This window comes from Bradyrhizobium sp. NAS80.1, from assembly GCF_001908205.1.
Taxonomy (GTDB): Bacteria; Pseudomonadota; Alphaproteobacteria; order Rhizobiales; family Xanthobacteraceae; genus Bradyrhizobium.
In genome coordinates, this window is sequence record NZ_LGHL01000081.1 from 1 (window position 1) to 14,907 (window position 14,907).

The 14,907-nt window shown below is 63.4% G+C and carries 10 protein-coding genes and 2 pseudogenes; 10 read left to right on the forward strand and 2 right to left on the reverse strand.

Annotation, left to right across the window (positions count from 1 at the left end; all coding sequences use genetic code 11):
- Positions 1-108 precede the first annotated feature (108 nt).
- Complete coding sequence (locus tag AC629_RS19435; RefSeq protein WP_084806638.1) at positions 109-1,005, reverse strand: DMT family transporter; 897 nt, start codon at positions 1,003-1,005, stop codon at positions 109-111.
- A 765-nt stretch (positions 1,006-1,770) separates the two neighbouring features.
- Here AC629_RS19435 and AC629_RS19445 point away from each other — a divergent pair.
- The 7 genes and pseudogenes from AC629_RS19445 (at position 1,771) to AC629_RS19465 (ending at position 10,419) form a co-directional block, all read left to right on the forward strand.
- A pseudogene (locus AC629_RS19445) lies at positions 1,771-5,542 on the forward strand (vitamin B12-dependent ribonucleotide reductase).
- Positions 5,543-5,728: 186 nt separating this feature from the next.
- On the forward strand, positions 5,729-6,940 hold the full coding sequence (locus AC629_RS19450) for an SAVED domain-containing protein (RefSeq protein WP_084806639.1): 1,212 nt from the start codon (positions 5,729-5,731) through the stop codon (positions 6,938-6,940).
- A gap of 16 nt (positions 6,941-6,956) precedes the next feature.
- Positions 6,957-8,036, forward strand: a complete 1,080-nt coding sequence (locus AC629_RS19455; RefSeq protein WP_245331921.1) for a nucleotidyltransferase domain-containing protein — start codon at positions 6,957-6,959, stop codon at positions 8,034-8,036.
- 128 nt (positions 8,037-8,164) lie between these two features.
- The gene (locus AC629_RS48790) at positions 8,165-8,530 is read left to right on the forward strand and encodes a hypothetical protein (protein ID WP_245331922.1); all 366 of its coding nucleotides are present in this window, start codon (positions 8,165-8,167) and stop codon (positions 8,528-8,530) included.
- Positions 8,424-9,122, forward strand: a complete 699-nt coding sequence (locus AC629_RS48795; RefSeq protein WP_245331926.1) for an E2/UBC family protein — start codon at positions 8,424-8,426, stop codon at positions 9,120-9,122. Before AC629_RS48790 ends, AC629_RS48795 begins: the two co-directional genes overlap by 107 nt.
- Before the next feature lie 134 nt (positions 9,123-9,256).
- Positions 9,257-9,952: pseudogene (locus AC629_RS48800) on the forward strand (ThiF family adenylyltransferase); the annotation flags it as partial.
- Complete coding sequence (locus AC629_RS19465; RefSeq protein WP_084806658.1) at positions 9,949-10,419, forward strand: Mov34/MPN/PAD-1 family protein; 471 nt, start codon at positions 9,949-9,951, stop codon at positions 10,417-10,419. The pseudogene AC629_RS48800 and the gene AC629_RS19465, both read left to right, overlap by 4 nt.
- A gap of 679 nt (positions 10,420-11,098) precedes the next feature.
- On the opposite strand, the gene AC629_RS19470 is transcribed toward AC629_RS19465, so the two are convergent.
- On the reverse strand, positions 11,099-11,803 hold the full coding sequence (locus AC629_RS19470) for a GntR family transcriptional regulator (RefSeq protein ID WP_084806640.1): 705 nt from the start codon (positions 11,801-11,803) through the stop codon (positions 11,099-11,101).
- Between the two features lie 113 nt (positions 11,804-11,916).
- Here AC629_RS19470 and AC629_RS19475 point away from each other — a divergent pair, with 113 nt between their 5' ends.
- From AC629_RS19475 to AC629_RS19485, 3 genes are all read left to right on the forward strand, one after another.
- Positions 11,917-12,684, forward strand: coding sequence for an SDR family NAD(P)-dependent oxidoreductase (locus tag AC629_RS19475; RefSeq protein ID WP_210419069.1), 768 nt, complete (start codon positions 11,917-11,919; stop codon positions 12,682-12,684).
- Positions 12,685-12,713: 29 nt separating this feature from the next.
- Complete coding sequence (locus AC629_RS19480; protein WP_084806641.1) at positions 12,714-13,934, forward strand: ABC transporter substrate-binding protein; 1,221 nt, start codon at positions 12,714-12,716, stop codon at positions 13,932-13,934.
- Positions 13,935-14,003: 69 nt separating this feature from the next.
- Complete coding sequence (locus AC629_RS19485; RefSeq protein ID WP_084806642.1) at positions 14,004-14,906, forward strand: branched-chain amino acid ABC transporter permease; 903 nt, start codon at positions 14,004-14,006, stop codon at positions 14,904-14,906.
- The last annotated feature ends 1 nt before the right edge of the window (position 14,907 follow it).

The window sequence follows — 14,907 nt, forward strand, 5'->3', positions numbered from 1 at the left end:
CCGATGGACCAAATCCGCCGACGACATCCTTGCTTCCATCGAGCGCTTCTGTCGTTACAATGCCCCCGCAAAACACGACCCAATGCTGCGAACTTCTGGTTCAGGACACTAGCGCGTCGCCAGCACCACGGCTGCGAGTGTGAAGATCAGCGCGGCGATCTGCCCTGCCCCGAGCGGCTCTCCCAGCGCGAGCGCCGAGGCGACGACGCCAATGATCGGCACCGCCATGGTGCCGATCGCCGCGACCGAGGCCGGCAGGCGCGCCAGCGCCGCGAACCAGCTGACATAGGCGATGCAGAACTGCACGACGGTCGAATAGACCAGCAGCAGCCAGCCGACCGGCGTCACCAGCGCCAGATGCGTGGTCTCGATGATGAGGCCGATAATCGAGATCGGCAGGCAGCCGATCCCGATCTGCCAGGCCGCGGCCGTGATCGGCGGCAGATGGATGGGGTACTTTTTCGAGAACACCGTTCCGACGGCGAAGCCGAGCGCGCCGCACAGCGCCATGATGATGCCCGGCAGCTTTTCCGCGCTCGCGGCAATGCCGTTGCCGCCCATGATCGCGGCAAGTCCGGCAAAGGCCATCACAAGCCCCAGCGTGCGCAACACGGTCGGCCGCTCGCCCAGAACCGGCCAGGCAATGATCGAGGCCCAGACTGGCATCGTGTAGGCGATCAGTGCCGCCTCGCTCGCCGGCAGCCAGAGCAGCGCCAGGCCCATCAGCACCATCCAGCCGGTGACGTTGAGGATTGCGGCGGTCAGCAGGCGCGGCCAGATCCCAGGGGCGACACGCAGGCTCTGCCGGCGGATGACCGCCAGGGCGGCGAGCAGGACCGCGCCCAGCACCCCGGTCACCCCGCGCAGCGTCAGCGGCGGCAGCTCGCCGAGGAGGAATTTGGTCACGGGCCAGTTGAAGCCCCAGCCGATCGAGGTGATGGCGAGGAACATCAGGCCGGCCGGAGCGATGCGCGGGCGCAGCGCCGGCCGAGTCGAATCAAGCATGTGGGGTACCCGGCAGAAAAGAAGGCCAACTTGGCGCGGATTCGTCCCCCGTACCACCACCTCGGCGGGCATGCCTGCCCTCACCTTCCGTAACGCTAGGTGAGTCCCACCGACGCAATCCCGTTGCCCAAAAATATACCTGCCCTGTGAACAGCGGGATGAAGGGTCCGCATCCACACTAGACGGAAATTTTTTCGGTTGGGAATCCCTGAGGACTCACTGATACTTGGCGCAACAACAGGCGCGGGCTTGCCCCCTGTTATCCCCCGCAATCCACCATATTTAGTATTTGATTCAGGAACTCGCACTAGTTCTTGACGGGCGCAACGGAGAGTCCTAGCTTTCGGTCCGTTCGGCGCGAGTGAGTTTGCGTCCCGCCGGCACTCCCCCAAAGGGTCTCGCAAATCGCCACTCCGCCAGCCAGCCAAAGCCAGCGGGATGAGGGCTTGTCTGCCCGCAGTAGCGGACCTCCAGGGCGCCAGAACGGGCCGGCAACAGGCTCGGATGGCATCGATTGAAGTTGTGACGTTGTGGAGCGTTGAACGCATGTCGCGCACATCCCTTGGGGCGGATGGGCGTGGACATGCCGGCGGATGAGAGGTGCACGCACCGAACCATCGCGCCGGGAGAAACTGGGCCGGATCCACCGGCTGAGCTGCGAAGCCTTAAAGGCCGGCAAGGCCCTTTGAGGACTCGCGAAACGAAATACCGACCTGGACGCCTGAACGGAGGCGGTCCGGTCAAGGATAAGGACGGGGCAAGACGATGCGGATTGAGCGGCGCCACACCACGGTAGGACAGTCACCTTACGCCGGGATCGAATTCCGGCTGACCACGTCGGAGATCAGGAATCCCGACGGCTCGGTCGTGTTCAAGCTCGATAACGTCGAGGTGCCGACCGAGTGGTCGCAGGTCGCCTCCGACGTCCTCGCCCAGAAGTATTTCCGCAAGGCCGGCGTTGCCGCGCGCCTGAAGAAGGTCGAGGAGGAGTCCGTCCCCTCCTTCCTGTGGCGCTCCGTGCCCGATACCGACGCGCTCGTCGCTCTGCCTGAGAAAGAGCGCTTCGTCAGCGAGCTCAGCGCAAAGCAGGTGTTCGACCGCCTCGCCGGCTGCTGGACCTATTGGGGCTGGAAGGGCGGCTACTTCACGTCAGACGAAGACGCCCAGGCCTTCTATGACGAGCTCCGCTACATGCTCGCCATGCAGATGGTCGCGCCGAACTCGCCGCAATGGTTCAACACCGGCCTGCACTGGGCCTATGGCATCGACGGTCCCGGCCAGGGCCACTATTACGTCGACCCCTTCACCGCCAAGCTGACCAAGTCCAAGTCGGCCTATGAGCACCCGCAGCCGCACGCCTGCTTCATCCAGGGCGTCGGTGACGACCTCGTCAACGAGGGCGGCATCATGGACCTCTGGGTCCGCGAGGCGCGCCTGTTCAAGTACGGCTCCGGTACCGGCTCCAACTTCTCGCGCCTGCGCGGCGAAGGCGAAAAGCTCTCCGGCGGCGGCCGCTCCTCCGGCCTGATGAGCTTCCTCAAGATCGGCGACCGCGCCGCCGGCGCGATCAAGTCGGGCGGCACCACGCGCCGCGCGGCCAAGATGGTCGTCGTCGACGTCGATCACCCCGACATCGAGACCTATATCGACTGGAAGGTGAAGGAGGAGCAGAAGGTTGCCGCTCTCGTCACCGGCTCGAAGATCAACCAAAAGCACCTCAAGGCGGTGCTGAAGGCCTGCGTGAACTGCGAAGGCTCGGGCGACGACTGCTTCGACCCCGAGAAGAACCCTGCCCTCCGCCGCGAGATCAAGCTCGCGCGCCGCAGCCTCGTGCCTGACAACTACATCAAGCGCGTCATCCAGTTTGCGAAGCAAGGCTACAAGGACATCCAGTTCGAAACCTACGACACCGACTGGGATTCGGAAGCCTATCTCACGGTTTCGGGGCAGAACTCCAACAACTCGGTCTCGCTGAAGGACGACTTCCTGCGCGCCGTGGAAACGGATGGCGACTGGAACCTGAACGCCCGCACCTCGAAGAAGGTGACGAAGACGCTGAAGGCGCGCGACCTCTGGGAGAAGATCGGCTACGCCGCCTGGGCGTCGGCCGACCCGGGTCTGCACTTCAACACCACGATGAACGACTGGCACACCTGCAAGGCGTCCGGCGACATCCGCGCGTCCAATCCGTGCTCGGAATACATGTTCCTGGACGACACGGCGTGCAACCTTGCCTCCGCCAACCTGCTGACGTTCTACAACACCACGACGAAGCAGTTCGACGTTAAGGGCTACGAGCACCTCTGCCAGCTCTGGACCATCGTGCTCGAAATCTCCGTGATGATGGCGCAGTTCCCGTCGAAGGCGATCGCCGAGCTCTCCTACGAGTTCCGCACGCTCGGCCTCGGCTACGCCAACATCGGCGGCCTGCTGATGACCATGGGCCTGTCCTATGACTCAAAGGAAGGCCGCGCGCTCTGCGGCGCGCTGACCGCTGTGATGACCGGCATCACCTACAAGACCTCGGCCGAGATCGCGGCCGAGCTCGGCACCTTCCCGGGCTACAAGAAGAACGCCGCGCACATGCTGCGCGTGATCCGCAACCACCGCCGCGCCGCGCATGGCGAGACCTCCGGCTACGAGGCCCTCAGCGTCAACCCGGTGCCGCTCGACCACGCCTCCTGCCCGCAAGCCGACCTGATCGCACATGCGCAGGCCGCCTGGGATGCGGCGCTCGAGCTCGGCGAGAAGCATGGCTATCGCAACGCCCAGACCACGGTGATCGCACCCACGGGCACGATCGGCCTCGTCATGGATTGCGACACCACCGGCATCGAGCCCGATTTCGCCCTGGTGAAATTCAAGAAGCTGGCCGGCGGCGGCTACTTCAAGATCATCAACCGTGCGGTACCCTCCGCGCTGCGCGCGCTCGGCTATCGCGAGAGCGAGATCGCGGAGATCGAGGCCTATGCCGTCGGCCACGGCTCCCTCTCCAACGCCCCCGGCATCAACGCCTCGACGCTGAAGGCCAAGGGCTTTACGGATGAAGCGATCGCCAAGGTCGAAAAGGCTCTGCCGACCGCCTTCGACATCAAGTTCGCCTTCAACAAGTGGACCTTTGGCGAAGACTTCATCCGCGACCAGCTCGGCATCGGTGCCGACGCGATCGCGGCCCCCCGGCTTCGACCTGCTCCAGGCCGTGGGCTTCACCAAGCGCGAGATCGAGGCGGCCAACGTCCACATCTGCGGCGCGATGACGGTGGAAGGTGCTCCGCACCTGAAGGCCGAGCACTATTCGGTGTTCGACTGCGCCAACCCCTGCGGCAAGATCGGCAAGCGCTACCTGTCGGTCGAGAGCCACATCCGCATGATGGCGGCGGCGCAGCCCTTCATCTCGGGCGCAATCTCCAAGACCATCAACATGCCGAACGACGCCACGGTGGAGGACTGCAAGTCCGCCTACATGCTGTCGTGGAAGCTGGCGCTGAAGGCCAACGCGCTCTATCGCGACGGCTCCAAGCTGTCCCAGCCGCTCAACTCGCAGCTCATCAGCGATGATGAGGACGAGGACGATGCGGTCGACCATCTCTACGAGAAGCCGATGGCGGCGCGTGCCGCCCAGGTCTCGGAAAAGATCGTCGAGAAGCTGGTCGAGCGCATCATCGTGATGCGCGAACGCGAGAAGATGCCGGATCGCCGCAAGGGCTACACCCAGAAGGCGGTCGTCGGCGGCCACAAGGTCTACCTGCGCACCGGCGAGTATGACGATGGCCGTCTCGGCGAGATCTTCATCGACATGCACAAGGAAGGCGCGGCGCTCCGCTCCTTCATCAACAACTTCGCCATCGCGGTGTCGCTGGGTCTCCAGTACGGCGTGCCGCTGGACGAATATGTCGACGCCTTCACCTTCACCCGCTTCGAGCCGGCGGGCCCCGTGCAGGGCAACGACTCGATCAAGTACGCGACCTCGATCCTCGACTACGTCTTCCGCGAGCTGGCGGTGAGCTACCTCTCTCGCTTCGACCTCGCCCACGTCGATCCCAACGAGACGGGCTTCGACGCGCTCGGCAAGGGCATCGAGGAAGGCAAGGAGCCGGACGAGGACGGCGGCCACCACGCGACCAAGCTGGTCTCGCGCGGCCTCACCCGCTCCCGCACCGACAACCTCGTCGTGATGCGCGGCGGCACCACTGCAATCGCCCAGGGCAACGACAGCGCTCCGAGCGGCGGCAGCAAGGTCACGGCGCTAGCCTCCCACGGCACGTCGGCCCGCGTCGGCGACGCCCTCGAAGGCGCCGTCGCCCTGAAGCAGGAAGCGGCCCACGACCTCTCTCCGACGGAGAAGCTCGAGCAGATCCAGTGGAGCAAGGCCGGCACCGCGCAAGCGGCAGCCCCCAGCAAGGCCGAGCGCCGAGCGGAAGCCAAGGCCAAGGGCTACGAAGGTGAGATGTGCAGCGAGTGCGGCAACTTCACGCTGGTGCGGAATGGCACGTGCATGAAGTGCGACACTTGCGGCAGCACGACGGGGTGTTCGTGATTATGCCGATTGAAGGAGTCGAGGGTGGACGTTCGTAAATACGACCTCCGCGACTTCGCTATGCCGAACTGAAGTCCGCTTCGTTCGGTGCTGCTACTGGACCCGGCGCCGCAGGCGCCGCGTCCTTCGAAAAAAGATTTGCGGCGGGCTTCGGCCTCGCCGCGAAAATCGCTCAACGAACGAATCATGAATCAACTTGTGGGACGTGCCGTGACGAGTTCGGTTGCAGAGATCGCCGCGGATGAGTCGACGCCCGCGAAGTTGAAGCGCAAGGCAATTCCTACCAAGATCCAGAATGTGCTGTGGGGTCGCGCCGCAGGCCGCTGCCAATACGCGGGCTGCAACAAGCTATTGATCGGCGAACAGATCTCGGGCGCTCGCAACGCCAACAAGTCCTACATCGCGCACGTCGTAGGCGACTCGCCGGACGGGCCGCGCGGCGATCCGATCCTCTCGCCCAAACTCGCTCACGATCCGGACAATCTAATGCTCGTCTGCGACGAGCATCATCGGGTGATCGATCGCGAGATGGTCGACGCGCACTCCGTCGATGTTCTCGGCGAGATGAAGCGACGCCACGAAGCCCGCATCCTCACCGTAACCGGCATCGACGAGAACCTCGGCAGTCATGTCATCCGCTACGCAGCGAAGATTGGCGCGAACGAGTCGCCCGTCGAGAAGGGCGCGGTAAAGTGGTCGATGATCCCTGAGCGCTACCCGCTCGACGACGGCTGGATCGACCTCGATCTCGTCACCCTCGATCTGCGCGACGACGATCCCAGCTACTGGCAGACCCACATAAAGAACCTACAGACTGTCTTCGGCGAGAAGGTCCGCGGCCGCATGGAGCGCCAGGAAATCAAGCGCCTCGCCGTCTTCGGTCTCGCGCCTATCCCGCTGCTGTTCGAGCTTGGCCGCCTGATCTCGGACATCGCGACCGCTGAAGTCCGACAACTGCTGCGCGATCCGAAAGGATGGAAGTGGGACCGATCGTCACCCGAGATGCACTACGACGTCCGGCGTCCTGAGCGCGTGGGTGGCCCGATCGCGCTCAAGCTTGAGATCAGCGCTCCCGTCGTCGACGATCGCATCTTGACCGTCCTCGGGCCCGACGTCTCGATCTGGTCGATCGCGGCCGACGGCGCCCATAACGACATCGTGAGGCGCCCGGAGGACATCGCGGCCTTCGCCAAACTTTTCCGCAAGACGCTCGACGACATCAAGCTCATCCACGGCGAGCACGCGCAGGTGAGCGTGTTTCCCGCGGTCCCGGTTTCGATTGCAGTCGAGGGCGGCCGGTCCTGGCAGCCGAAGGCACATCTCCCTCTCTCGATCTACGACCAGAACCGGAAACTGGGCGGCTTCGCCCTCGCCCATCGACTCGAACACGCCCACTAACTTTACGGAGATCGACATGAACGTCCACGTGCGTCCCGTCATCACCCCCGAAGCCGAAGAGACACTCGAGGATCTCGCGGACTCGCTTGCAATTCCCGAGTCTCGATACGAACAGGCCGAGCGCAGCTACAAGGCGTTGGGCGACTGGCTGAATCGCCCGGCTTCGAGCATGCAGCAGTTCGATCCGCAGGTCCACGTTCAGGGTTCCTTCGGTCTCGGCACAGTGATCCCGCCGATCAGCGACGGAGAGCACTACGACGTCGACGCCGTCTGCGAATTCCGCAAGCTGAGCAAGTCGCAAACGACTCAGCAGAATCTGAAGCAACTACTCGGCGACGAGATGAAGCTCTACGCCCACGCGCAGAACATGAACAAGCCCGTTGGGGAACACCGACGTTGCTGGCGTCTCGACTACGCAGACGGCGCGCAATTTCACATGGACGTTACACCGGGCCTGTTGAATTCCGCCGAGCAGCGCGCCCTCCTCCTAGCGCATGGGCTCGACGCAAGGTTCGCCGACACCGCGATCGCGATCACCGACATCGACCATCATGCTTACCGCATCGTTTCAAGCGACTGGCCGCGGTCGAATCCACGCGGCTATCTCAAATGGTTCCTCAGCCGCATGGAAGTGATCTTCGAGGAGCGGAAGCGGGAGTTGATCCGCAAAGGCGTGCGCGCCGGCACCGAGCCAATCCCGTTCTACGCTGTGCGAACTCCGCTGCAGTCGGCCGTCATGATCCTCAAGCGCCACCGCGACATCATGTTTGTCGCACGGTCGGACGAACGCCCGATCTCAATCATCCTCACCACTCTCGCGGCCCACGCCTACGGTGGCGAGGCGAAGATCTCGGACGCTATTCACTATCCTGAACGGTATGGACCGGTTCATCGGCAAGGCACCCGACGGCAGCTACGTCGTGGCCAACCCGAGCGATCCCACCGAAAACTTCGCGGACAAGTGGCGCAAACATCCGGAGCGAGCGGAGGCGTTCTTCGAATGGCTCGACCGGGCTCGACACGACTTCGCGCACGCCGCGGAACTCTCCAACAAGCGGCTCATCACCGAGACCCTCGCCAAATCGATCGGTCCTAGCGTCGCCGACCGCGTGCTCAAGCGGTCCGCCGCCCGTCTCGGTGCGCCTACGGTGCTGACGGCTGGCCTCGTTCGCAGCGAAGCCGAGGCGCGTCGCGCGCCGCCCCGCCTCGAGGGAGACCGGCGGAATGCTTGAGGCGCACCATCCTCTCGTCGAACGCTTCGACGCGGCTGTCGCCGCAGTCGAAGCGCGATGGGAGGAGCTAGGCTGGCAACCGCGTAAGCTCGACCGGAGAGAGCTCATGGCCTACCGCGGACGCGCAGCGCAAAAGGGCTGGCGCTTCGCCGCCGATTTTCCCGGCGGACTTCGCCATCTCGACGTGATCGTGAGCGCCGGTTTTCCATCGACGCCAGCCCGCATCGCGCTCGTCGACCGCCCCCCCCTTCCTGACCTGGCCTCATGTCGAGAAGGATGGTGTTCTCTGCCTTTTTCCCGATACGACGACGATGTCGGTGGACGATCCGTACGGTGGTGTGGCGTCGTTGCTGGATGAGGCATTCACAATGGTCAGAGCGGCGATCCGCGGCGAACTGGACGGCGACTTCCGTACCGAATTCCTGACCTATTGGCATCACGCCAAGCGAGGCAACGGTACAGTGCTGTCTCTACTCGACCCCGGTCCGCCGTCGCGTCGAGTCCGCATCTGGGAGGGCGCGAGCCAGACTGTCGTCGCCGAGAGCGACGAACAATTGCGCGCCTGGTTGCGCAACGCCGCACCGACGGTCTCGGCCTCGAAAACTAAGTCGCACGCCGGTGCGTTCGTCTGGCTCGATCAGGTGCCGACGCCGGCGGAGTATCCGTCGTCCGCCAGCGACGTCTACGCGTTGGCCAAGTGCTGCGGCTGCACGGATCTGCTCGATGAGTTCGTGCGCGAGGCACCTCCCCGCACTTTCGTGTTGTTCGGCGCACTTACCGAAGACGGTCCGGCCCTCGCGGCCACCGTCGTGAAACGTCCAGCCGTGGTCCGGGGGCGGGACCCGCTCGCCGCGGGATTCCGCCCATCGACCGTTCGTTCCGGAGCACGTCGTCCGCGCCCGCCTGTTCGGTGGCGCGCCGTGCGACCGCAATTCGGTCGAGCGCGTTGATCCGACCTGGCTTCACGGTCGTGACCGCGATACGCGCGTCCCGAAACTGCGTGATGCGATTGTCGCTGTACTCGGCTGTGGATCAGTCGGCGCGCCCGTAGCGCACGCGCTCGCACGGGGGGGGCGTTGGAAAGCTAATCCTTGTCGACAAGCAGGTGTTGAAGAGCGCCAACGTCGGTAGACACACGCTCGGAGTTCATTCCATCGACGACCCGAAGGCGGTGGCGCTCGCACGTCAGATCCGAGCAGTCCTGCCCCACGTCGAGGTGGTCCACCATGTCTCGGAGGTACAAGAGCTGCTGCTACGCGCCGAGGATCCCCTAGTCGAGATGGATGTGATAGTTTCAGCTCTCGGCGATTGGCCCGCTGAGTCCCTTCTCGACGAGTGGCAGGCCGGGCATGACCGCCGCGTCCCCATCGTCTACGGTTGGACGGAGCCCTACGCAGCGGCCGGCCACGCAATCGCGATTTCCGGCCCCGGCGACGGTCTCCGCGCGGGCCTCGATGCGTACGGAGTTCCCCATCTGGTCGCCGTGAAATGGGCGCAAGATCCTCGCCGGTACGAACCCGCGTGCGGCGCCGCGTTCGACCCCTACGGTCCAATCGAGCTGGGCTTCGTCACGTCGCTGGTTGCGCAAACCACAATCGACGTCCTTCTCGACCAAATTAGGTCCGGAACGCACCGCATTTGGCTTGCGCGGCGCGGATTGGTCGATTTCGCCGGTGGCACCTGGAGCGACGAATTGCGCGCGATCGCGCCGAACGCGCTTGAAGGGGCCACTATTGTTGAACGACGATGGGGCCGGAGCGCAAGGACCCTCGCAGCGTGATCTCGTTCGATATCGGGTCCTCCGAACAAAGGCTTTCGTTCGGCGACGCCGTGCTCGCACACTTCGATCGTTATCGGCAGACGCGCATCTGGCATCGCGAGGCTGGCGGGCTGCTATTTGCCCGCCTCGCGCTACCAACGATCGAAATCTGCGCGATCACCGGTCCGCGTCGCACCGACCGTCGCAGTCGCTATTCATATCGGCCCGACGAACGAGTCGAACAGCGCGAAATCGACGAGATGTTCCGCCGCGATCTCCACTTCGTCGGATGTTGGCACACGCATCCCGAGGATACCGCTTCGCCCTCGCTTGTGGACACGCGAAATATCTCCGATTGTGTTCGGCGTTCCCAGCATGCTTTGAACGGCTTCGTCATGGTGATCGTCGGCAAGTCGGCATTGCCCGGCAGCCTGTTCGTATCGGTATGCGACCGATCGTCTGTCCATCGACTTGTGCGAAACAGTTAGAACTATGGGTGACAGTCCACTCATGGGACGTATCTTTGCAGTGATATCCCCACACGGCCCATAGGATGGTTGGAGCGAACCGATACTCGTCAACTCCGTCAGATGATGGGTATTGCAAGGGCGCTAAAAGAAATCTTGAAGAGTGAGGCAGATCACACGTAGCCCGAAGTTCGTCTCTCAAGATGGGCATCTCGATCCGCAGCAGACGCCCTCTTCTGCACTTACGCATTGGAGATTCATATGGCTATTGAAAACTCGTTGCGTGCTCTTGTCGTCTTCGCGGTGTTGACCGGCACTAGCAGCTTTGCACTTGCTGCCGGAGGGTCACATACTGCCGGTACGCATATGAAAGTCTGGCGCAACGCGCCAACTCACCGACTCGATAGAGCACCTGGAGCGCACATGCTCTGGCGCCACGATAGAGATCCGGCAGATGATCCCTTTTCATCCATGGTGTTGGGATAATAGCGAATTCGGACAGTGCCGGCAGGTTGCGCCAGGTGGTTCGTCGGACGGATAATAGACGCTCGATCGAGTCGGCCTTCGACACGTTGACCAAACGCAAAAATTGCCAGACTTGTGGCAAGCGATAGTCAGGCGCGCCACATCTATCGTGGCGTTGGACGCTCGACTTCCCAGCTGAACCAGGCAGACAAGCGCACGGAACGTGCCTTAACACCTAATCCGCAGAGTCCTGCAACTGAGCCGCCCGGCCATCCTCATCGAGCTTTCTGCGCAACACAAGCAGCGCGAAGTAAATGTGCTCCGACATCAGGCTCTCCGCGCGCTGGGCCTCACGCTTGGCGATCGCATCGAGGATCCGATGGTGATCATCATGGGAGCGCGCGATGACCTGATAATCCTCCCAGATGAATACGCGGTCTGACGCCATCGGAACATTGTGACACTGGCGCACGAAACTGCTGACGAAGCGATTTTCGCAGGTCTGGATGATGGTCTCGTGGAAATCGACATTCATGCGGCGATACGGAATCAGATCTTCGGAAGCGAGAACGCCTTTCGCGAGGATGCGGTCACCTTCGGCAACACATTCGCGCAGGCGATCGAGCACCTCGCGCGATGCTCCCTGCCTCGCCACGATGCCACAGGCCAGCGCCTCGAGCCGCGCACGGACCTCGAAAGCCGCACTGATCTCGGCCGTTGAGAACGCCCTCACCGCGTAACCGCGGTTCGGCTCGTAAATCAGCAGTCCTTCCTTCGCGAGCTGCGCCAGTGCCTCGCGCAGAGGCGTGCGTGAAACGCCAAGGGATTCCGACAGCGGAATCTGTTGCAGCCGCGACCCTGACGGCACATCGCCCGAAAGAATGCGCTCGCGCAGCAATTCAGTGACATCCGATGCGCTGGTCACGGGGGCCTCATCCACATCTCAAAGTGGAGATTGGATAAAATATTGCTCGATACAACGCAATATAGTTGACATATCGTCCTGTTTGCCATTGGATTGTATCCAATCTGGAGAGCAGGGAGCGGAGACGCGTGAACGGGACGGAGCGGCGCGCCGCCCTCGTGACAGGGGCGAGCGGTGGGATTGGTGCGGCCATTTGCAAGGCGTTGGCCGAAGACGGCCTGCGGGTGGCGGCTCTCGATCGCAGCCAGGACGCACTCGACAGCCTTCTGCCGCAGCTCGCCGGCACCGGCCATGTCGCCATCGTCGCCGACGTATCGAACGAGGCGCAGGTCAAGGCGGCGTTCGATCGTGCCCAGCATGCATTGGGTGAACTTGCCGTTATGGTGACCGGGGCTGGCGTTCTGATGCTGCGCCCCGACGGCTCGCGCAATCTCGTCGCGGAAACCGACCTTGCCGAATGGCAGACCACGCAGGACGTCAACGCGACCGGGACGTTTCTCTGCTGCCGGGAATACGCCAATCGCTTGCCCACCTCGATCGCCGGCGGACGCATCGTGACACTGTCGTCAGTCGCGGCGCAGCTCGGCGGCTACAGGTCGAGCGCGTCCTACATCGCAAGCAAATCCGCCGTGCTGGGTCTCACCAAGGCGATGGCCCGCGAGCTTGCGCCGCGCAGCGTCACCGTGAACTCGGTGGCGCCGGGCCTGATCGACGCGCCGATGCTGCGGCTCTCGCTCGACCCCGCCGACGATGAGAAGGCCTCGGCGCAGATTCCGCTGGGACGGCTCGGTACGCCCGACGATGTTGCGGCCGCCGTACGCTTCCTGGTGTCTCCGCGCGCGTCCTACATCACCGGCGTCACCATCGACGTCAACGGCGGCTACCGGATGCAATAACGCGTCCAACAAAAGGGGGAGGAACAACAATGTCGAAGAGAGCAACCGGCCGGCTGACCGCGCTGGCCGCCACATGTATTGCCGTCATGAGCCTGCCGGTGGCCGGCTCCGCGCAGGAGCCGGGCCTCAGCGACAAGACGATCAAGATCGGCATGTTCGCGCCCCTGTCAGGACCGAACATGGCCTACGGCTTCGACGTCGCCAACGCGGCGCGCATGTATTACGACAAGATCAACAAGGAAGGCGGGATCAACGGCCGCAAGATCGAGGTCGTCCTCGAGGATGACCGCTGCAATGCCAACGATCTCGTCGCCGCCGTGAAGAAGCTCGTCGAGCAGGACCAGGTGTTCCTGCTCAATGGCGGATCGTGCTCGGCCGCGGTCGTCGCCGCGAAGGATTACGTCGTTCGCTCCAAGATTCCGCTGATCATGCTGAACGCCTCCGGCGACGGCGCGCTCTATCCGCCGACCGACTACATCTTCGGCGCCTTCTCGATCTCACAATACGCGGTCGGGGGCTCGATCGTCGATTTCGCGGCCAAGACCTTTGGCGCGAAGAAGATCGCCTATATCAACCATGACGATGCCTACGGCGTCTGGAACCTGGAAGGATCGAAGGCCGACGCCGAAGCACACAAGGTCGATCTGCAGGTTGAATCGATCAGCCCGACCATCACCGATGTCACCGCGCCGTTCTTCAAGCTCCGGGCGGCCAATCCGGACGCGCTCGCGATCGTCACCTATGCACGGCCCGCGGCCCTGCTGATCAAGAAGGCCTACGAGCTCGGCTTTACCAAGCCGATCATCCTCTCCGTCACGGGAACGGCCAATCTGTCGCAGCTCGTGGAGAATGTCGGCAGCAAGGACGCGCTGAAGAACTTCTACGTGCAGGACGTCCTCGCCGATCTGCCCGGCGGGCCGAAGATCAAATGGGTCTACGACATGTACAAGGAGGCCTACCCTGATCTTGCCGCCAAGCCGGACCATCCGCAGGCCTATATGCCCTACGGCATCCCCCCGGCAATGAGCATCGTCAACGCCCTCAAGGAAGCCGGTCCGCAGCCGACGCGCGAAAAGGTGCTCGAGGCACTGAAAAAGCAGCACTTCGACACCGGCGTCATGGCCGGGCCCGTGGTGTTCGGCCCGCAGGAGCGCGCTGCGAACAAGTCGACCATCTTCATCAAGTTCGACGGTACCAACCAGGTGCTGCAGCCCGGCGTCTACACCAGCCGCTGGCAATACAAGGGCTGAACCGCCTGAGGCCGCGCGCAAGCCGCGCGGCCTCCAATCCCCCCAACCCGGCACCCGAGCGTCCTCCTCATGGATCTGCAACTCGCCCTCCTCTTCCTGCAACAGGGCGTCGCCTCCGGCCTCGTCGTCGGCAGCGTTTATGCGCTGCTGGCGCTCGCGATCGTCATCATCTTCAAGACGTCCGAGGTGCCGAACTTCGCGCAAGGCGAGATGCTGATGGCGGCGGGCTATGTGGCGCTCTATCTGCTCGTGTTCCGTGCTCTTCCGGCCTGGGCGTCGATCTCGATGACCATCGTCGTCGCGTTTGCCGGAGCGGCGCTGTTTCGCCGCGTGGTCCTTACCCAGGTCGCGCACGCGAGCGGCAGCCCGGTCAATTTGGTGATAGCGACGCTCGGCCTCTCCTATGTGCTGAAGGGTCTTGTGCGCCAGACCGGCTTTGGTGACACGCCGCGCTCGTTTCCGGCGCTCGTCTCGACGGATTCGCTGATGATCGGCCAGGCCAGCGTGACCCGGCTCGATCTCGCGATCCTTGGCACCGCCATCATCGTCATGGCGGCCTTCTTCTGGATGTTCGGCTACACCAAGCTTGGCCGCGCCATGCGCTCGGTCGGCATGAATCCGAAGGCGGCTCAACTCGTCGGGGTCAATCTCAACCGGATCCACACCATCATCTGGGGCCTGTCGGGTGCGATTTCGGCGATCGCAGCGCTCCTGATTTCACCAAAGCTGCTGATGACGGCGGACATGGGCTCAGTCGTGACGCTCGGCTTTGCAGCTGCGATCGTCGGCGGCTTCGCCAGTCTACCAGGCGCCGTGGTTGGCGGCTTCATCATCGGCATCGTCGAACAGCTGGTTGGACTGTTCGTGTCATCGCGCGCGATCACGCTTGCCCCGTTCCTCGCCATCATGCTGGTGCTGATCCTGCGACCACAGGGCCTGTTCGGCGGCCGCGTTGTGATCAAGAAGGTCTGAG